This is a genomic window from Paenibacillus allorhizoplanae (genome assembly GCF_927798215.1).
Lineage (GTDB): Bacteria > Bacillota > Bacilli > Paenibacillales > NBRC-103111 > Paenibacillus_E > Paenibacillus_E allorhizoplanae.
In genome coordinates this window covers 49,672-71,133 of record NZ_CAKMMW010000001.1, presented here as the reverse complement: position 1 = coordinate 71,133, position 21,462 = coordinate 49,672, and the positions used below count along the sequence as shown (strand labels likewise).

Below are 21,462 nucleotides of genomic sequence, written 5' to 3'. Positions count from 1 at the left end.
GATCGACCTGCATGTTAACTGGGCAAAAAATTGTAGATTGAAGAGAACCTCCGAAGTAGGTAAAGTGAGTGAAAAGTGACGCGATGTTGCCTTTTATCTACAACTACTTTCGGAGGTTTTTATGTCACATATATGGGAACAATTGCTTCATCCGCCTAATGAGTATCGGACGATCCCTTTTTGGTCATGGAATGATAAATTAGAGATTGCTGAATTGGAACGGCAAATTGAAGAGATGCATAAAGCGGGGATTGGCGGCTTTTTCATGCATGCGAGAGGCGGACTTCAAACCCCCTACATGGGGGAGGAGTGGATGGATGCGATTCGCGCCTGTATCGTAAAAGGCAAAGAATTAGGCATGTCGCCATGGCTGTATGATGAAAATGGGTGGCCTAGCGGCTTCGCTGATGGGAAGGTGACTGCCAAAGGCGTGGCATTTCAGCAAAAGAAGCTGCTCTGTGAACACGCGCCTTTTCAAAGTCCTGCCCAACATACGATCGCGTACTACGAGCAGACAGAGACCGGGTATAAGCTACTGGGGGAGGAGGATACAGAAAAGGCACAGCTTCGATTGTATTATGAGGTCAATCCCTACTATTTAGATGCCTTAAGTGAGCAAGCAGTGGGTGCCTTCATTGAAGCCGCCTATGACGCGTATTGGGAGCGCTTTGGAGAGGAGTTCGGGGATGTCATTCAAGGTTTTTTTACCGACGAACCTCAATTTGCTCGCGGTCAATTACCGTGGTCCTTTGAATTGGAAGCGGCATTTCGATCTGCAAATGGGTATGAGTTGAAGGAAGTATTGCCAGCGTTATTCCTACAAGTCGAAAGCACTGCGAAAGCCAGATACGACTACTGGGCATGTGTAACAGCGATGTTCACGAAGGCGTATGCGAAACAAATCGGTGATTGGTGTCAAAGTAAAGGATGGTCATTTACGGGACATGTTGTGGATGAACAAGCGCTGCAGATTCAAGTAACCTCTGTTGGAGATCCCATGGCGTTCTATGAACATTTGAACATGCCAGGTTGTGATTGGCTCGGCCGTTTTATTGGCGATGAGCCAATTGTTCCGAAGCAGGTCGGATCTGTCGCTCATCAACTTGGGAAAAAGCAAACGATTACCGAAAGCTTCGGCTGTTCCGGTTGGGACATTAGCTTCGCGGATTTGAAGCGAATTGGTGAGTGGCAATTCGTTCATGGCATTACGATGATTTGCCAGCATTTGCAGAGCTATAGCCTGAAAGGACTGCGGAAGCGGGATTATCCGCCATCCCTGTTCGTCCAACAGCCGTGGTGGGAGAAATATAAGGGCTTCAACGATTATTTTGCCAGATTGTCGATGCTGCTGTCAGAGGGGACAAGACAAGTCGAAGTGCTACTCTTGCACCCGATTCGCAGTGCGTGGACCTTGCAGCGCGGAGAGGATCGCTCCGACATTCCGCGGTTCCACGCGGCGTTCGCCCAGCTGTCCCGCTGGATGTGCCAAGCCTTTATCGAGCATGATTACGGCAGTGAAAGTATCATGGAGGGGCATGGTCATGTGAAGGACGGCCAATTCATCATTGGCGAGGCAGCCTATCGTGTGGTGGTTCTGCCGCCAAGTGTGACGATTAGTCGAACGACACTAACGTTGCTGAAACAATTCGTGCAGCAGGACGGACAGTTAATTGCTTGCGCACCCTATCCACAGCTAGTTGAAGGTATGCCGGGCAGTGAACTTGCAGAGTTACTGCTGCATGCGAACAAACCGGAGTGGTCATCGTCTGCCATGGTGGACGCCATTACGAAGGTCAGTGCACCTTCAATTCGGATGACCGATGAGCGCGAAGTTACCATTGCAGTAGACACAGTTAACGTGCAAACTTTGGAACTTGAGGGATCTCGTTTGTATTATGTCGTCAATTCCGGGGACGAGCATTATCCTCTGGTTAACATCGAGTTGCTTCATAAAGGGTATGTGACCTTAATTGATCTTACAAGCGGCGATGAGGAATGCCTTGATCAGATCGCAAAGGCGGATGGCACTCGGGTTCAGCTGCCACTGCATCCTGGTCAATCCTATATGCTGCGGCTGGAGCCACGAAATGGACATCCTGCGAAGGTTATTGAACAAGTGTCGGATAAGAGTAAGAGTGAGAGTCTACCTACAGAAACAACCATATTGAGTTCCTATTGGGACGTGGTCTCCCTCACCCCGAACAGCCTCACCTTAGATACGTGTCGATTACGAGTGGATGATGGCGAGTGGTCGGAACTACAGCCTGTGATTCTTATTCAGGAACAATTATTAGCACTGGGTCGATCTGTTGATATCGAGTTAGACTTTCCTTTCGATGTTGGCTGGGAAACTGGATATAACAGGGAGCTATTTATTGTCATGGAAAGCCCTGAGCTTTTCGCCATAGAAGTTAACGGTAGTAAGGTCTCCTCCGAGAGCTGCGGAACATGGCGAGACGGTTCATTCCACAAAGTCGCTATCAGCGGCAATGTGCAAAGCGGGGAAAACCACATTCGGTTAAACAGACATTTCTATAATTCACCGGAAACGTATCAAGCGATTGAGAATGCGAAGAAATTTGAATCAGAAGGCAATAAATTAACTTTCGATACCGAAATTGAGAGCATGTATCTACTGGGTGAGTTTGGTGTTGAATCCCGCTCTGGGTATGTGTATGGCGAACGAAGGGCGGTTCAGACGGAGGGGCCTTTTGTCCTTACGGAGATTCCTCAGGTTGTTCATGCGAGCGAACTTGTTCAGCAAGGACTTCCTTTCTTCGCGGGTACGATTCGATTGCGCCAGTACATCGTTGTGAATTGGAAGGATGGCGCTGCTGCCAAATGGTTCTTTCCAGAGCCGCCTCATGCTGCTGTAAGCAAACTGTGGCTGAATGGACACGAAGTTCGAACCTTCTTATGGGAACCGTATGAGGCTGACATTGGGCGATTCCTCGTTACTGGGGAGAATGTCATCGAGATGGAGCTAACGAATAGCTGTCGTAACTTACTTGGCCCACATCATCATATCCATGGTGAAATTTACAAAGTAGGCCCATCCAGTTTCACGCATACACCAGGTTGGACGGACAAAGGGATACCTCAGGGAGTCTCGATGTATGTAGACCGATACACTTTTGTCAGGTTCGGATTGCCAGTCCCGCCGCGTATTGTGATTTCATCTCTCTAAAAAAACAGATCATAGACAGAGGATCATCTGCCTGTGATCTGTTTTTTTGCTGGCCAGCCGCTTAATTCAACTCTCTAAATCGCTCCGGCGTAAGGCCAATTTGTTTGCGAAAGCTGGCAATAAAGTGGCTCGTATCCCGAAACCCTACACGCACAGCAATCTCTTTAATGGCTCGATGTCTGTCGGTTAGCAGCATTTCCTTGGATTTGCGAAGTCGCATCATGATGAGGTAGGCATAAGGCGATAGCCCGAAAGCATGCTGAAACAACGTATTCAAATGTCGTGGAGTAATCGCTAGGACTGCGGCCATCTGTTCGATCCCGGTATCCGGATTCGGATAGTGATCTTCTAGCCAATCCGTTAGTGGTTGAAGGTGAAGCATCTGATTCGTAATCGAGGTGCGATTATTGATTTGTGCGTGCTTTTTAATCTGAATCAAGAAATGGTACAAATCCGCGGATGCATCATAGCCGGAATAATCAGCTTGCGTCTGAAGTTTGTTCAAAATATGGGTGAGAGCTAGGTTTAAAGGACCTTCCTCATCCCAACGGAAGACGGCGGATTCCAACATATCTAATGTGCTTAAGATCGTATGCACACTAGTGCCTCCGAACGTGACGTACTGTGTGCACCAGGTATCCGTAACGGCATAATAAGCGTGCGGTTCACCAGGCAGCATGAGGACACCGGAACCTTTTGATAAAAGGACTTTCCGATTGCCCATTTCATATTCGCCTTCACCAGAAAAAGTCTGCAGCCAATGATAGTGAGGGAGGCCATCTTTACGATTAAGTTTCTCCTGATCTTCGTGATGACCAATGCTGTCTATAAATAAAGGGTAAGGCTGGGCTGTACTAGGGGTTAGTAGAAATCGGGTATGCACAACGAATCATCCTGTTCCATTTTCTTATATGGGAATGCATTTATATTATATTTTAACATGAATATGAATCAAATATAATGTACTTATTCTTATATGAATATACATGAAGAGGTGCGAATCGTGATACATGCTAAGCTGCCAAAAATTTGGTACGGTGGAGATTACAATCCAGAACAATGGGATAAAGAAGTTATGGATGAGGATTTACGCATGTTTAAGCTTGCGGGAATTGATGTGGCGACGATCAATGTTTTCTCGTGGGCGCTATCACAACCCAATGAAGATACCTACGATTTCACTTGGCTGGATGACATCATTGATCGTCTCCATGCGAATGGAACTTATGTATGCTTAGCTACGAGTACAGGGGCTCACCCTGCTTGGATGGCCAAGAAATATCCGGATGTTTGTCGTGTAGATTTTGAAGGACGCAAACATAAATTTGGGAAGAGACACAATTCTTGTCCCAATAGTCCAACTTACCGTACTTATTCAGAACGAATTGCTGAGAAGTTAGCTGAACGCTATAACAATCATGAAGCTGTTCTGATCTGGCACGTATCGAATGAATATGGCGGGTATTGCTATTGTGATAATTGCGCCGACGCATTCCGCACCTGGCTGCAAGAACGATATACGACGCTAGATCAGTTAAACAAAGCATGGTATACAGGGTTCTGGGGTCATACTTTTTACGATTGGGAAGAAATCGTTCCGCCTAATGCCCTTTCCGAGGAAGAGCCTGGAGATCGTTCGTTCTTTCAATCTATTTCCTTAGATTATCGCCGATTCATGTCGGATAGTTTACTAGATTGCTATAAGTTGGAGTACAATGCGATCAGACGCCATTCCCCACAACTGCCAATCACAACGAATTTAATGGGACTTTACAAGCCATTGGATTATTTCAAATGGGCGCCTTATTTGGATGTGATTTCATGGGACAACTATCCTTCCTTGGATACGCCGGTCAGTCTGACATCCATGACGCATGACTTGATGCGTGGATTAAAGGATGGTCAACCGTTCATGCTGATGGAACAAACACCAAGCCAACAGAATTGGCAGAAGTATAACTCGTTGAAACGCCCTGGTGTTATGAAGCTCTGGAGCTATCAAGCGGTTGCTCGTGGCGCGGATACCATTCTTTTCTTCCAGCTTCGCCGATCAGCAGGTTCGTGCGAGAAGTTCCATGGCGCAGTTATTGAGCATGTTGGGCATGAGCATACACGGGTATTCCGCGAGTGCGCGGAGCTCGGGCATGAGCTGGAGCGTTTATCAGATAAAGTGTTGGACGCAAGAGTGAAAGCACGTGTTGCCATTGTGTTCGATTGGGAAAACCGCTGGGCGATTGAACTTTCAAGTGGACCGACAATCGACCTTAAGTATGTAGATGAAGTCCATAAATATTATGACGCTCTGTTTCAGCAAAATATTCAAGTTGATCTCATCGGTACGGATACGGATCTCACGGGCTATGATATTGTCATTGCACCTGTACTTTATATGGTGAAAGAGGGATATGCGAAGCGCGTGGAACAATTCGTTCATGCTGGAGGAACCTTCCTGACTACATTCTTCAGTGGTATCGTCAATGAGCATGATCGCGTAACCCTTGGTGGATATCCAGGTGAGCTGCGCACTGTTCTTGGTATTTGGGCAGAAGAAATCGATGCGTTATTCCCCGATCAGAGCAACCGAATTCAGCTGAATGAGCAATGGGGCGGCCTTAATGGGAACTACCAATGCGGTATCCTGTGTGATTTAATCCATGCTGAGGGAGCTGAAGTAAAAGCTGTGTATGGCAAGGATTTCTATCAAGGGATGCCTGCGCTGACTGTAAATAAATATGGAGCAGGTCAAGCATGGTACGTAGCTTCCAGTCCTGAACCAGCATTTTTACAAGGTCTGTTAGGCAACTTGTGCCAAGATAAAGGGATTACTGCACCAATCCCACCTGTGCCTGGCGTTGAGGTTTCTACGAGAACCAATGAGCAGAATGAGTCATTCGTCTTTATTTTGAATCATAATGATCAAGCTGCTACGATTTCTCTTGGGGACTTGAAAGGGACGGATTTAATTTCCGGCGATTTCGTTGAACAGGAAGCCACACTAGCAGCCAAGCAAGTCCTCATCATAGAAAAGTAAAACTTTTCTATTTGTAGGTCGTTCCTCTCCAGCGCTTTAGTACATCAATCATGAAAGCCCTACATAAAGATGTAGGGCTTTTTCATTTTTTAGGGATCTCGAAATCTAATTCTCGGATACTCATGATGCTGGTGGTTTAGAGTATTTGTTGCAAAGTAATAGAATATATGTTGAAAACGAACATATATTGTTATAAAATAACATTAAAACGAATGAGGTGAAACGTTAAGATGTCATTAAAACCTAGACTTAACCGGATGTTCAGCAAGCAGGGCAAATGCTTTGACGTTGCGATTGATCATGGCTTTTTTAACGAAATCAGTTTCTTGTCTGGCATTGAAAATGTGAAACAAGCGATTGAAACGATTGTAGAAGCAGGACCGAATTGTATTCAGCTCAGCATTGGTCAAGCTAGACATCTCCAATCGATTCCAGGCGGTCATAAGCCAGGGCTAGTTCTTCGTACTGACGCGGCTAACATCTATGGAAATACACTTCCTCGTTTTGTATTTAGTGAACTCATTCATCAGGCTATCGAGCAAGCCGTTCGTATGGACGCGGTATCGGTGTGTGTCAATTTGCTCTTATTGCCAAATCAGCCTGAGCTTCATTATCAATGTGTTCAGAACGTTTCCCTCCTCAAAACGGAATGTGAAAAGTATGCCATGCCTTTGATGGTAGAACCCCTTGTCATGTTGGCGAACGAAGCTAAGGGTGGTTATATGGTAGATGGAGATATTAATAAAATCCTCCCTCTGGTAAGGCAGGCGGTTGAGCTGGGGGCAGATGTCATTAAAGCAGATCCATGCGATCACGTTGAGGAGTATGCCCGTGTCATTGAGATTGCTTCCGGTATTCCTGTATTAGTGCGCGGGGGTGGTCGAGCAAGTGATGAAGAAATCATGACGCGAACGGTTGAATTGATGAGGCAAGGTGCTTCGGGAATTGTCTATGGGCGTAATGTGATTCAACATCCGAATCCTGCAGGCATGACCAAGGCCTTAATGTCCATTGTTCATCATGGCGCAACTGCCGAGCAAGCACTTGCCCTGTTGTCCGTCTAATCAACTTATCCATAAGGAGGATGCACGCATGTCAAAAACGATCATTCGCTTTGGTGTAATTGGCTGTGGACTAATGGGTAAGGAATTCGCAAGCGCGGCTGCTCGTTGGTGTCATTTGACACAGGTGGATTTTGCGCCAAGCATCGTAGCCGTTTGTGATGCAAACGCTTCCGCTACACAGTGGTTTCAAGAGAATGTCCCCAGCGTAGAAGCTGCTTATACGGATTATAAAGAGTTGCTGGCAAATCCGAATATAGATGCGATTTACTGTGCCGTTCCGCATAATCTACATGCTCAAATTTATATCGATATTATCAAGGCTGGCAAACATTTGTTAGGGGAGAAGCCATTCGGTATAGATCAAGAGGCGAATTCCCTTATCCAACAAGCCATTCTAGAGAGTCCTCATGTTATCGTTAGATGCTCTTCAGAGTTTCCATTTTTCCCAGGCGCGCAACAAATTGCAACGTGGGTAGAAGAAAATAAATTCGGGAAAATCATTGAAGTGGAGGCAGGCTTCTGGCATTCCAGCGATTTGGACCCTACCAAACTGATTAATTGGAAAAGGCGAACCGCCACGAATGGCGAATATGGATGTATGGGGGATTTAGGCATGCATGTCCTGCATCTGCCATTGCGTTTTGGTTGGAAGCCACAATCGGTCAGAGCACTCTTGTCCAAAATTGTGCCTAACCGACCTGACGGCAATGGGGTTATGGTGCCATGTGAGACTTGGGATAATGCCATTCTCGCCTGTGAAGTTCAGACGGAAAGCCAGCAGTTTCCAATGTTGCTGTCTACGAAAAGAATTGCTCCAGGCCATGCCAATACTTGGTTTATTCGTATTACGGGAACGGCATTTTCTGCCGAATTCACAACGAAAAATCCGAAGCAGGTAGCATCCTTACCCTATACACCAGGAGGGATTCAGGCTTGGCACGTGGCAGATGCACCCTATAAATCAGCCTATGCTACGATTACAGGAGGCATTTTCGAATTTGGCTTCTCCGATTCTATTCTTCAAATGTGGGCAGCGTTCTGCGATGAGTTGGTTCACAATGAGGCAATTCAACAGCCGTTTTACTGTGCTACTCCAGAGGAAGCAGGGGATAGCCATATCATTTTTACGGCGGCATTAGCATCTTATCGAACAGGTCAAACGATACCGATTGACTGGAGGAACTAAACTTGTCCAAACAGAGCCAAGCGGAAGTGATTGTAGCCGGACATATTTGTTTGGATATTATCCCAACGATTCGTGGCCAGCAAATAGGTTTGGAAGCGTTATTTGTACCGGGAAAGCTTGTTGATGTTGGCAAAGCGGTGATCTCGACAGGAGGTGCTGTTTCCAATACAGGGATAGCGCTCTATCGCCTCGGCAGTAGTGTTAGTCTAATGGGCAAAGTGGGCAATGATTTATTTGGTGAAGCCATACTATCGATTCTTGGCGGGCACAATCCATCATTGGCAAAGGGCATGATCATAGCTCCTGGTGAAAGCAGCTCTTACTCCATTGTCATTAGTCCGCCGCAGACCGACCGGATCTTTCTGCATTCGACGGGAGCAAACGATACGTATGCAGCGGCAGACCTACACGAAGATCAGCTTGAAGCTGCTCGTTTATTCCATTTTGGGTATCCACCTTTGATGCGCAGCATGTATCAGAATAATGGTGATGAGCTTGCTTTCTTGCTGGAAAAGGTTAAGAGCAATGGGGTGACCGTATCCCTTGATATGGCTAAGCCTGACCCTGCGTCCGATGCAGGGCGCGCGGATTGGCGTGCAATATTAACAAAAGCGCTCCCTTATGTTGATGTGTTTCTGCCCAGCTTTGAAGAGATTGTTTATATGCTTCATCGGGATCAGTATGAAGCTTGGATGCGTGAATCAGACTCAGGAGATTTGCTTCCTTTTGCTGCAGGAGACTTTCTTTCGAAGGTAGCGGAGGAATTGTTGGAAATGGGCGTCGCCATCGTCGGACTAAAGTTAGGCGAACATGGACTGTATGTTCGTACGACTTGGGACGAGGCTCGTCTGTCCGCAATGGGAAGATGTTCCCCTTCGGAAGAAGTGCGTGAGAATTGGTTGGATAACGAAATCATTTCATCCTGTTATCAAGTCGATGTTGCTGGTACAACAGGAGCTGGTGATTGTACGATTGCAGGTTTTTTATATAGTCTTATGAAAGGGATGAAGCTTGAGCATGTCTTGCAAACCGCAGTAGGTGTAGGTGCTTGCAATGTGGAGCATGCAGATGCGATAAGCGGAATTCGAACGGGTTCAGAGGTTTGGGAACGAATAAATAATGCTTGGGCCAAACATGAGATGAAGTTAGATTTACCTAACTGGGTCTTGGATGAGCAGCAGGTATGGGTCGGGCCGCATCACAAAAAAAGCCAAAGGAGCCGATAGGTAATGAAAAGAAGCCAAATTCGTCAAGCTCAGGAGCGTACAGCGCACATTTTGGACTTAAGCGGAATTGTGTTGACGGAGGATGAAATTCGGCACATTGAAGTAGCTGGTTTCGGCCTCCAGCAATTGGATGTTCAAGGTCTTGAGTTGGTTACCTATGTGAATACAGACCGTTATTGCGCGAAGGAATTAGTCTTGTTCCCAAGGCAGACCTGCCCAGAGCATCTACATCCTCCAGTAGGAAATGATCCCGGTAAAATGGAAACGTTTCGCTGCCGCTCAGGAAGCGTTTGGTTATATGTGGAGGGTGAAGCACCTGGCGTAATTAAAGCAGAAATTCCTGTCGGAAGTGAGGCTTACTTTACGGTGTTTCACGAAATTGAATTACTTCCAGGTGAGCAGTATACCATTGAGCCAGGTATTAAACACTGGTTTCAAGCAGGGGATCAAGGCGCAGTTGTTTCTGAATTTTCCAGTACCAGCAGAGATGAGTTTGATATATTCACCGACCCGCGCATTGAGCGGATGCCGCGAATTGAAGAAGATGAGTAAGATCAGAACTAACACGGAGGCTTTCAACATGCAGAACCCAATTAATCAACGACAGCAGCAAATTCTGGATCGGATGGCTGTCGATGGTGAAGTCAAAATGGCTGAATTAAAAGAAATGTTCGAGGTCACGGAGATGACCCTGCGCCGAGATATGGAGAAGCTGGAGCAAGGGGGGTATATTAAGCGAACATTCGGTGGTGCGATATTAGTCGGTAATGATATTGCGCTTCACGAGCGGTCCGGCGTCTTTATAGAAGAGAAAATAAGGATTGGCAAACTAGCCGCGCAGCTGATTCAGCCTGGGGATTCTATCTTTCTTGATGGCGGATCAACAACGCTTCAGGTGGCTAGGTTTATCCAGGTGAACCAGCATATTACGGTTGTCACCAATGCACTTAATATTGCTGCGGAGCTGCAAGGAAAGCAGATTTCTACGATCGTTATTGGCGGCATGCTGATGGGCCAAACCTCAACACTCGTAGGTCCAATTGCAACGGAGGCCTTGGAGAAAATGGCATTTAACAGGGCATTTATTGGAACAACAGGCGTGAGCATGAAGCATGGCTTCAGCAACTCCAATATGCACGAGACGGAGATCAAACGTCTTGCGATCCAGCAGTCATCCGAAGTGAATATTGTGATGGATCATTCCAAGTTTGGCAGCCAGGACTTGTTCTCCTTCGCAAGCTTGATGGCCGCAGACCGCGTTATTACGGACCAATTCCCTAAGCAGGAATTATATGACGCCTTCAAGGAAGAAGCAGTGGAAATTATGGCAACAAACTGAATCGTGAGATCTTATAAGGGAAGCCGTCAACTTTGCTGCTGCAAGAGTTAACGGCTTCATGTCCGTTTAAGACCGACTACAAGGAGGTCAACTAGTCGAGGACGAATAAGTATAGCGTTGGTAAAATAAAGTAGAGATAGCTTATTAAAAATGTAAGGCGGGGTGTCATGGTCTTTCAAACGAAGTTTCCTGTCAAAACCATGTTTGCCAAGTTTTTTTTCGCGTATCTTCTTATGTTAACGCTTGCAATTGCAGTTATTTCGATTTGGTTATTTCACATTTTTTCGAACAGTTCCATTCGTCAAATCAATGAGCTCTCAGACCGGACACTGATGCAAGGTCAAAAGTCTACCGAGTATCTGATGAACCAAGCTATGCAAGTTTCCGCACAGTTATCTTTTGATTATCCGATCATACAACAGATGAACACCGCTGAAAGTGATCCAATTGTAGAAAACAATTCTTTGAAAAAGCTAAACGATATCATCTTCATTAATGAAAGTATTTATTCGATCGGCATCTACAATGGGAATAACACCTCGTTTTTGACCAGTGATTACCCGAATATCGATAACGAAGCTATTGAAATGTTGAATAATTCCGATCCTAAAACGAAAATCCGACTATTGCCCCGAAAATTAAAACTGAGCTCAGGTAAAAATCAAGAAGAAAATGTGTATTCAATTTTTTATTACAATAGGGATAAATCAACGAATGCGATTCTCAATGCGCTAATTGTAAATGTGAAAGAGGAAGCGATTCGTAATGGCATTAATCCGGATGACAGGGTAGATCAAGGTAATATTCTAATTGTAGATGCCACAGGCAAAGTGATTTCAGATCCATCAGGCGGCGAATTTTTAAAGGATTATTCAGAGCTAGGCTTCATTAAAAAAAGTCTTACGGAATCGGGCTCGAACAGTTTCGTTGACACAAGCTTAAGCGGCGAAAAAGTGTTGGTAACACATAGTTATTCTAATCAATTGGGGTGGCATTTTCTTCATGTTGTACCGTATCAAGCAGCGGTCGTCAGTATCAGCAGACTTAGAAACACGGTAATTTGGATCAGCTTGATTTTATTTACGTTCAGCGGGATCGCCTCATTGTTTGTGAGTGGGAAGCTTTCTTCGCCATTACGCGGTCTTGTAGAAACGTTGGAGGTAATGAAAGAGAAATCAAAGAACAATTTGAAGGTTGATTATTTAAAAGATATCCTAGGTGGAGTGAAGGCGCCTCAGGTTTCCAGTGAACTAGAATTTGCATTGCGTGTGGATTTGTTTAAGGGTACGAGCATCCTGATTCTCAAAATTGATGAGCATTTTGATGCAACTGTATTAGAAGTAGAAGAGGTTGCAGACGAAGTTCATAATCAAATGAGGCTGAGCTTGTTGAATAGGGTATTCGATCTCTTACAACCGCACTTTTCTTATGAATCCCTTGTAATCAATAAAGATGTGGTTCTGTTAATCAATCATGACGAAGCTTTCAATAGTCATAAGCATTTAGTGAATCTGATAAATAGGCTGCAAGAACAATTCAGGCAAACGATGGGTACCTCTGTTACCGTAGCATGGGGGTCTTATGTGAATGATGCAGCGAATTATCACGCATCCTTTCAAGAAGCGTTGGAAGCAGCAGATTATAGAATGGTGTACGGCTTAGGCAGCATGCTAACGTATGAAACCGTCTTTGCTAATGTGAAGCATGAGTTTGAGTATCCACAGCAGCATTTAAAAGCGCTTTTGGAAGCAATCAAGCTAGGTAAAGAGGAGCTTGTTTGGGGAGCACTGGATGATATTTTTAATGCTTTAAAAGACTGCCAATACGAATTGATTAAGCTATCGGTCAATCATTTATTGCTTACGGTGTTTATTACGACTGAGCTTTCGATACAAGATGTAAAAGATGACCTACTAACGAACTTTAACAATGCGGTTAGCAAACTAAGGAAATTGGAGACGTTAGAGCAGATGAAGCTTTGGTTCGCTCAATACATTCTTCATGACATGCAACGAATTAAGGAGAAAAGAAAGCACCTCAATTCTGACCTCCTAGATCGAATTCGCGGATTCGTTGAAGGCTGCTACGCCAATACGGAGTTGTCCGTTGAGATGGTTGCCAATCGATTTGACTATAATCCGATGTATTTCGGTCGGTTATTCAAGGAGTTATTTAACCAATCGTTCTCGGAGTACATCACGGAATTGAGATTAAGTAAGTCCAAGATCTATTTGGCACAAGATCATATCGCCATCAAAGAAGTAGGCACTAAAGTTGGCTTTAACAACTCGTCTTATTTCGTTACGTTATTTAAAAAACATACCGGCATGTCTCCGAGCGAATATCGAAATAAACTAAAAATCTGATATCCAAGTTAAGTGAAGGCCGTCCTTTCATCGAGGAGTGGCCTTTTCTTTAGCACAAGTATGTTTTTGCAATCTGGGTATGCAATTTATGAGCGTAGAAGTATGCAAATATAAACCATGTATAGTCTTTTTACTTTCACATTTGCTCAAAAGCTCTTAGACTAACGGTGTAAACAGCCAAGCAACAAGAGGACTGAGAAAGGTGGAGAGCCAAATCAGAAAAAGAAAATTCATCGTTTTTGAATTTCTGCTCGATATTTCAAAAAATAAAGCTTTATATCTTTTTATGTTGCCTGGGTTGTTATATTTCATCCTATTTGCTTATCTGCCTATGGCCGGCATTATCGTAGCATTCAAAGATTATAAAGTAAATTTGGGCATCTTGGGCAGCAAATGGGTGGGATTTGATAACTTTAAATTCCTCTTCAGCAGCGATAAAGTGCTTAGAGTTACTTGGAACACCCTCTTCTTGAACGCGATGTTTATCTTCTTTCAACAAGCCATTGCCATTGTCACAGCGCTATTTCTGAATGAAGTCAGTTCCAAGTTGTTTAAGAAGTTGACGCAGTCCTTTATCTTTTTGCCCTATTTCATTTCATGGATCGTTGTAAGTGTTTTTGCCTATAATTTGTTTGCTTCTGAAGGTGGTCTGCTTAATAGCATTCTTGCGTACCTCCACATCCCAGAGATAGCATGGGGACAGCGAGCGGATTTGTGGCCGGGCATTCTCGTATTATTTTCAATTTGGAAGTATGCAGGTTTCCTTACGGTCATCTACATTGCGGCAATTACTGGCGTGAACACGGAGTATTTTGAATCGGCAGCATTGGATGGGGCAACGAAATTGCAACAAATTCGTTATATTACGCTGCCCGTTATTTCACCGACCATAACCATAATGATACTGTTGTCAGTCGGGCGGATTTTCTACGGGGATTTCGGCATGATCTATGCGCTCGTTGGTGATAATGCGAGTCTGTATGCCACAACAGATGTTATTGATACGTTCGTCTATCGCTCCTTACGAACCATTGGTGATGCAGGTATGTCTTCTGCGGCGGGATTATATCAGTCGGTGGTTGGATTTATCTTGGTACTAGGATTCAATGCGCTTGTCAAAAAGTACAAAAGTGAAGGCTCATTATTCTAACGACGTTTAGGAGATTGTGCATGAAAAATAACTATGTGCAAGATAAAATCGTGACGTACACAGCGTATGTATTTCTATCCTTGCTGGCCTTGGTTTGCGTCATTCCTTTTTTCATCATGTTCTCTGGCTCCATAACGGATGAGAAATATTTACAGTTGAACGGATATAGTATTCTTCCTCATGTTTTTTCCTTAAAAGCATACGCTTACATTTTTTTCGGACATTCATCGATAGGTAAGGCTTATTGGGTGACCATTTTTGTAACTGTAGTTGGTACCGCTTTCAGTATGGTCATCACTGGATTGCTTGCGTACTCTCTGTCCAGAAAAGAATTGAAGTTTCGTAATAGTCTGTCATTCATCGTCTTTTTTACGATTCTTTTCAATGGCGGCTTGGTACCTTGGTATATCGTGACGACAAAGTATTTGCATCTAGGCGATACGGTTTGGGGACTCATTCTGCCCTATACGGTGAACGCGTGGAACATGTTTCTACTGAGGAACTTTTTCTCGACGATTGACGATGCGATGTTGGAATCAGCAAGAATAGACGGTGCTAATGAAGTCAACATTTTGTTTCGGATCGTATTCCCATTAGCTCTACCCGGCGTTATGACGGTGGGATTGTTCTATGCGCTGCAATATTGGAATGATTGGTGGCTTCCACTCCTGTTGATTAATGATCAGAAGCTGTATCCGGTACAGTATTTGCTGCGAATGGTCCTATCCAGTATGCAGTATATTTCTTCTGGCGGTGTTGGCAGTACGTATGCAGCATCAGCAGTACCCGCAGAATCCATCAAAATGGCGATAACGATTGTCACTATCGGACCGATCATCTTTGTTTACCCCTTTGTGCAAAAGTATTTTATCAAGGGATTAACGGTTGGCGGCGTCAAAGGTTAGCACGAGGTTTCGATATATGCGGTTAACCACCGTTTATATAAAGTTTTACCCAGAAACTATTAAATAATGGGAGGTTCAAACCATGTCAGGACTACAGACGAAAGGTTCCAAGATATTGGTTTCAACGATGATGATTACTACGATGGCCACACTTGCAGCTTGTACTTCCAATACGACTGAATCCACTCCTGCACCAGCTACTCCTGCCGCCAGCACAGCTACAACGGCGACAGCTCAGCCTGTAGCAACAGTTAAGCCTCTTGATCAAGTCACCTTAAACATTGTGTTCCCTGGTGATCCGCAGCCTGATCAAGCCACTGTCAATGCAGCGATTGAGAAAGCAGTCAAAGATGAGTTAAATGTGAAGCTCAATTATACGTACGTGCCATGGGACGATTATGCAACGAAAGTCAAAGTGATGACTTCGACAGGTGGAAACGTAGATATTCTCTGGACACATCCGGAGCTGCTTGCCCAATTGATCAGCTCTAATTCCGTCGCAGCGCTTGACGATGCAATTGCTAAGGTGGGTAAAGATTTAAAAGCGAATATTCCAGATTACTACTGGCCTGTTGTTCAAGTGAAAGGTAAGACCTACGGTGTGCCTGCCGCACAGATCGGCACAGCTGCCGGCTATACCACATTCACGGTCAGAAAAGATCTAAGAGAAAAATACGGGCTGTCGGAAATCAAAACATTGGATGATATGTTAGCCTTCTACGCAGCAGTGAAGAAAAATAATCCTGAAATCATACCGCTGAGCCAAAGCAACACCTCCTTTGACTTAAACTTCAAAGAAGAATTCGTTCGCGGGTTACCAAGCGGTGTTGGGATCGATATGAACACGATGAAGGCAGAGAATATGCTGGATACGCCAGCATACAAAAAAGGTCTGGATTTCCACAGGGAACTATTCAACAAAGGGTATATTTCGAAGGATGTCTTATCGATCAAGGATTTCCGGGCGGCTTTTGCTGCAGGAAAAGCAGCTTCCGTGATAGGAGATCTACCGGAGTACAATATCAATGCAAGGACTGTATCCGCCATACCAGGCGCTCAAGTCGAATTCGTCAGAATTCAGATCACGCCTAAGGTCTTTCAAGAGGTAACCACCTGGAACTACCAAAGTATAGCGGCAGGAAGCAAGAATATTGAGAGAGCGGTTGCGTTCCTAAACTGGTTCCAAAAGAATCAGCAAAACTACGACCTCTTAACACTCGGGGTTGAGGGTAAACATTATGTCATCAAAGACGGTGCTGTGAACTTCCCAGCTGGCGTTGATCCTGCTAAACCACCTTACTTGCCGTTTGAATGGATCTGGCAAAATCCGAAATTCATGAAATCTAAAGGTACAGATGTGAAGGGATTCTTTGAAGCCTATAAAGACTATGATAAAGATGTGACCTTGAGATTCCCTGCGATGGGCTTCCTCTTCGATACGAGCACGATTAAAACGGAGGTTGCTTCCTTGGATAGCGTAAATGCTGAATATGGAACGGTCTTAAAAAGTGGTACTGCCGATGTAGATAAAGTGTTGCCGCAATTTAAAGAAAAAATGAAACAGGCCGGCATCGATAAAGCGATTGCAGAAGTTCAGAAGCAGCTGGATGCGTTTATGGCTAGTAAAAAGTAAGGCATGTAACGACAAGAAATCAGGCGGACAATCTGTGAAACTGATGACGACAGACTGTCCGCCTGTATTATTGAAAAGGAGATCAGGTGAAAATGACTCAACCAATAGAAAAGGTTTATGTGATTTCACATACCCATTGGGATCGTGAATGGTATCAGGATTTTCAAGGTTACCGCATAAGGCTGGTCTATTTGCTTGACGAGCTCATTGAAAAGATGGAGCAGGATCCGGCCTATCGTCATTTTATGATGGACGGTCAGACCATTGTCTTGGAGGATTATTTGGACATACGGCCAGAGAACCGAGAGCGGCTTGTGAAGCTGATCCAAGATGGCCGAATTAGCATAGGCCCTTGGTATGTCATGCCCGATGAATTCCTAGTTAGTGGAGAATCGTTGATTCGGAATCTTCTCATCGGATACCGCCGTTCGCGCGCTTTCGGCGCCAAGCCAGTGAAATCCGGGTATATCACGGATATTTTTGGCCATAACAGTCAGTTTCCACAAATCTTGCATGGTTTCGGGATTGATCACGCTGTTTTGTTTCGTGGATTCTACGGAGATGCAGATGCTTCTGAGATATGGTGGGAGGGGGCTGATGGCACCCGCATATTAGGGCTCAAATTGGATGAGGATCGTTCATATGGAGATTTTTACTTTTTTATCCGATGGCCATTCGCTGATCGGGAATTTCAATATGATCTCGAGGAATTAATCGAGCGGGCGAAAGGGATGTTGGACTACAAGTCAAAAAGGGCTACAACCTCCATCATCGCAGGGTTTGACGGAGTTGATCATATCGAAATTGAACCTCGTCTGCCGTGGATATTGAAAACACTGAATGAAGCAGACATAGGTGCCAAGTTTGTTCATTGTTCCTTAGAAGAGTATGTGAAAGATTTGCGTGAAAAAATCGGCGATCTACCCAAGTATAAAGGCGAGCAAAGATCTCCTGGCTATAATGGTGTAAATAATTGGGTGCTCGCTAATGTGCTTTCTTCTCGGATTCATTTGAAAATGAATAATCAGGCTTGTGAAGTGCTCATTGAGAAATGGGCGGAGCCCTGGGGCGTATTCACGTCGTTTCAAGGGCGAGCATATCCCAAAACCTTCTTAGCGAAAGCTTGGGAGTACTTGATTCAGAATCACCCTCACGATTCCATATGCGGCTGTTCGATCGATCAAGTCCATCGCGATATGATGTATCGCTTTGATCAGAGCAGACTCATCGCCGAAGGCATGGTAAGAGAGCAGCTGCTCTATGTGTCTAACCATCACGGATTATCTGACCAAGACGGAGACCAAGTCATTACGGTATTCAACGCTTCCCAAACCGACATTGACGGGGTGATTGAAGTTGAGTTCGCCATGCCTGCAATGTCGGACGCAGCCTCAACGATGTACCATTTGGGGGGCACTTCTTTCCGTCTATACGACCATGAACGAAATGAGATCCCCTATCAACTGCTGGAATTGCGCAAAAACAGCACCCGCATGTGGAGGCCTTATCGGGATATTCCGTATTCGGACACCGTGGATCGGTGTCGCATAGCCTTCCATGCTCGTGTTCCATCCTACGGATATGCTGCTTACGTAACTAAACATACACCGTTAGCTGCTCCTGGCCCTGGTGAATACCGAGCCCCTAACTTGACGGCTCCTGTACGCTTACTGGGATCCATGGCAGTAAACGCAAACACTTGGGAAAATGGGCGAATTCGCGTAGCCGTTCATCCGAACGGGACCATTGATGTAACGGATATGGAGACAGGTCGATGTTATCCTGGTTTATTGCTGTTCGAAGACGAAGCGGACATCGGTGAGGGCTGGAACCATGTGAGCCCGGTTACGAACGAAGTATTTACTTCCTATGGCTCTAACGCCCAAATTTCTGTTGTCTACGATGGTCCGCTACAGACACGTATTCGAATTCGCACTTCCATAAGCATCCCACATGCCATTCATCCACAAGAAACGAGAAGGAGCAATGAGTTCGTGGCGATCGAAATTACGACCATTTTGGAAGTAAGAAAGAATGATCCAATACTGCGCTGTAGAACCTTGGTCAACAATCGTGCGCGTGATCACCGACTGCAGTTGTTGATTCCTTCAGGCCTACAAACCGAACATTTTCATACAAGTACACCGTTTGATTTTGTTCAACGAAGCATCGAGCAACCCGACTATTCGGGGTACATGGAAAAGGCTAGAGGAACGGTGCCCCATAATGGGATCATCTCGATTGATGATGGCAGCTGTGGGCTAGCCGTTTACAGCAAAGGGCTATATGAAGCGGCTGTACGCAGGGATGGATCGAGAACTATCGCTCTGACTTTATTTCGCAGTACAGGCAAAGAGGTTCTCTCAGATGGCGGAGATGGCGGCCAGCTGCTCACAGAGCTTGAATTTCATTATGCGATTAGCACTTATGCTGTTAACGAGATGCACACTAGCCGCCTTTGGCATGAGCATCAGCAGTTCGTGGCGGGAATTCGGTCATTGGACAGAAAACTTGGAAAAGTTGTTTATGAATCGCTGCAGCGTCGTGCAGCTGATTTATCACTCTTGCATTCGTTTCTTCAAGTGGAGCCTGCTGAGCTTATCGTCAGCGCCATCAAGGCTTCTGAGGATCTGAACGATAGCTATGTGATCCGTCTCTTCAACATCTCGGCCGACTACGTGGAGGGATCAATCAAATTCGATCGTAAAGTAATTAGCGCGCATTACGTGAATTTGGATGAAGAAGTACAAAGCGAGGCGCCATTTAATGAGCATGTTATAAACATTACAGCAAGTGCAAAGCAAATTATCAGCATCCAGATTTCTTTTATATAAAGACTGTAAGCCCATTATGATTGAGGAGAGTGACTACATGAAGGTTCGGTTTCGGTTCGGGAGGTCTGTAACGATGATGGTACTTATAATCGCACTACTATTCGGCACTAGTTCCGCATCCTTCGCCACAAACAGCAGTTATACCGCTTCTGTTAGCACGATGTTCAACTCAAATGAAGCGTTCGCAAAGCTTGATAAGACGAATAACAACATGGGCGCAAGTTTTGACATGCATTATATCTCTACAGTTACGATCAGCGGAACGATTTGGGCTTATTATATTAAACTTAATGCGTCGGGAAAATTAGCCATTGGTTTAGCCAAATCAACCAATGGCACGAACTGGACGGATAATGGTCTCGTACTAGATGTAGGCACTTCCGGACAATGGGACGACAATATGGCGAGTTTCCCTGGCATCTGGTATGACAGTGGTACTTTCTATCTTGTATATGAAGGGACGGGGAATGGATCTGCGGGAGATATAGGGCTCGCCACTTCCACGAACGGAACCAGTTTTACGCGGCAGGGGCGCATACTTACGCACAACACTTCTGGCTGGGAATCCGCGAATATTGGCACGCCGAGTCTATATAAAGTAGGATCAACCTGGTATCTGTTCTATCACGGATACGACTGGACGGACTGCCGTGTCGGTGTCGCGACAGGTTCCTCACTAACTAGCTTGACGAGGAACGGTGCTAACCCGATCATTAACACCTCCGGCAGCGGTTGGGATTCTGGCACTGTTGGTAAAAGAGACATCATCTATGAGAATGGGTACTACTATATGGTATATGAAGGCAGTACAGATGCGCCATTTGGCTCGGCCAAATGGTCTAGCGGCTTGGCGCGTTCCTCAAATTTGATCAGCTGGAGCAAATATTCGCAAAATCCAATTTTGCCCCAAACTCAAAATTATTATGGCAATGACGGTCCAGTCTTTATCACAGTTAGCGGGGTACCTTATATTTATTACCGTGGCGTCGTGCCAGGTGGCGGTTCTTCCGACAATCATACCCAGCGCGCTCGTATAGCGAATGAATTAAATGGCGGGATCTCGAATTCATGGGAAGCCGAGAGTCTACAGCATGCTATTGGCAGGTCGGATGCAGATGGTTGGTCGGCCGATACAGGCTTGGATTCGCCAAACTATATGCAATACGGACCCTACACCACAGTTACGAATGTTGGTGAAAATACAGCAGTTTGGAAGTTGATGGTAGACAACAATAATGCAGATAATCTAGACGTTGTCACTTTAGAAGTCGTTGATGCCAGTGACGGTGGGGCGGTACTCGCTTCGAGAACGATAGCAAGGCAGCAGTTTAGTTCAACCTGGCATTACGAATTTTTCACTGTGCCATTCTATCTAGATGCTTGGCGTTCCGGTCATCAATTAGAATATCGTACATTATGGTACCAGACGTCTTATGTGAGAGAAGATAAGGTTGGGGTCAACTGACGTAAGTAGATCTAGAACGAAGAAGACCGTTGCTTAATTGATGCAGCGGTCTTTATTTTGAAGAGGAAGGTGACCA

14 protein-coding genes are annotated in these 21,462 nt (G+C 45.1%); 13 read left to right on the top strand and 1 reads right to left on the bottom strand.

The features are described 5' to 3' along the window. Positions 1–121 precede the first annotated feature (121 nt). Positions 122–3,187: a glycosyl hydrolase gene (locus tag L6I86_RS00255; protein ID WP_236283913.1), complete on the top strand. Its 3,066-nt coding sequence runs from the start codon at positions 122–124 to the stop codon at positions 3,185–3,187. A gap of 61 nt (positions 3,188–3,248) precedes the next feature. Here L6I86_RS00255 and L6I86_RS00250 read toward each other — a convergent pair whose 3' ends face one another. Further along, positions 3,249–4,070 carry an AraC family transcriptional regulator gene (locus L6I86_RS00250; RefSeq protein WP_236283912.1) on the bottom strand — a complete coding sequence of 274 codons (822 nt, stop codon included), beginning with the start codon at positions 4,068–4,070 and terminating at the stop codon, positions 3,249–3,251. A gap of 120 nt (positions 4,071–4,190) precedes the next feature. Here L6I86_RS00250 and L6I86_RS00245 point away from each other — a divergent pair, with 120 nt between their 5' ends. From L6I86_RS00245 to L6I86_RS00190, 12 genes are all read left to right on the top strand, one after another. Next, positions 4,191–6,218, top strand: a complete 2,028-nt coding sequence (locus tag L6I86_RS00245) for a beta-galactosidase (RefSeq protein WP_236284350.1) — start codon at positions 4,191–4,193, stop codon at positions 6,216–6,218. A 230-nt stretch (positions 6,219–6,448) separates the two neighbouring features. Then, the gene (locus L6I86_RS00240; protein WP_236283911.1) at positions 6,449–7,282 is read left to right on the top strand and encodes a class I fructose-bisphosphate aldolase; all 834 of its coding nucleotides are present in this window, start codon (positions 6,449–6,451) and stop codon (positions 7,280–7,282) included. Between the two features lie 28 nt (positions 7,283–7,310). Then, the gene (locus L6I86_RS00235; RefSeq protein ID WP_236283910.1) at positions 7,311–8,468 is read left to right on the top strand and encodes a Gfo/Idh/MocA family protein; all 1,158 of its coding nucleotides are present in this window, start codon (positions 7,311–7,313) and stop codon (positions 8,466–8,468) included. A gap of 2 nt (positions 8,469–8,470) precedes the next feature. Further along, complete coding sequence (locus tag L6I86_RS00230; protein WP_236283909.1) at positions 8,471–9,694, top strand: carbohydrate kinase family protein; 1,224 nt, start codon at positions 8,471–8,473, stop codon at positions 9,692–9,694. A 3-nt stretch (positions 9,695–9,697) separates the two neighbouring features. After that, positions 9,698–10,246: a D-lyxose/D-mannose family sugar isomerase gene (locus L6I86_RS00225; protein ID WP_236283908.1), complete on the top strand. Its 549-nt coding sequence runs from the start codon at positions 9,698–9,700 to the stop codon at positions 10,244–10,246. Positions 10,247–10,274: 28 nt separating this feature from the next. After that, complete coding sequence (locus tag L6I86_RS00220) at positions 10,275–11,033, top strand: DeoR/GlpR family DNA-binding transcription regulator (protein WP_236283907.1); 759 nt, start codon at positions 10,275–10,277, stop codon at positions 11,031–11,033. A gap of 167 nt (positions 11,034–11,200) precedes the next feature. Beyond that, the gene (locus L6I86_RS00215) at positions 11,201–13,399 is read left to right on the top strand and encodes a helix-turn-helix domain-containing protein (RefSeq protein WP_236283906.1); all 2,199 of its coding nucleotides are present in this window, start codon (positions 11,201–11,203) and stop codon (positions 13,397–13,399) included. A 202-nt stretch (positions 13,400–13,601) separates the two neighbouring features. Beyond that, positions 13,602–14,549 (top strand): ABC transporter permease, encoded by a 948-nt coding sequence (locus L6I86_RS00210; RefSeq protein WP_236283905.1) that lies wholly within the window; start codon positions 13,602–13,604, stop codon positions 14,547–14,549. Between the two features lie 20 nt (positions 14,550–14,569). Next, entirely contained in the window at positions 14,570–15,454 is an 885-nt protein-coding gene (locus L6I86_RS00205) for a carbohydrate ABC transporter permease (protein WP_236283904.1), read from the top strand. 82 nt (positions 15,455–15,536) lie between these two features. Beyond that, entirely contained in the window at positions 15,537–17,087 is a 1,551-nt protein-coding gene (locus L6I86_RS00200; protein WP_236283903.1) for an ABC transporter substrate-binding protein, read from the top strand. Positions 17,088–17,179: 92 nt separating this feature from the next. Continuing rightward, on the top strand, positions 17,180–19,921 hold the full coding sequence (locus L6I86_RS00195) for an alpha-mannosidase (protein ID WP_236283902.1): 2,742 nt from the start codon (positions 17,180–17,182) through the stop codon (positions 19,919–19,921). Between the two features lie 73 nt (positions 19,922–19,994). After that, positions 19,995–21,386 carry a glycoside hydrolase family protein gene (locus L6I86_RS00190; RefSeq protein ID WP_236283901.1) on the top strand — a complete coding sequence of 464 codons (1,392 nt, stop codon included), beginning with the start codon at positions 19,995–19,997 and terminating at the stop codon, positions 21,384–21,386. The last annotated feature ends 76 nt before the right edge of the window (positions 21,387–21,462 follow it).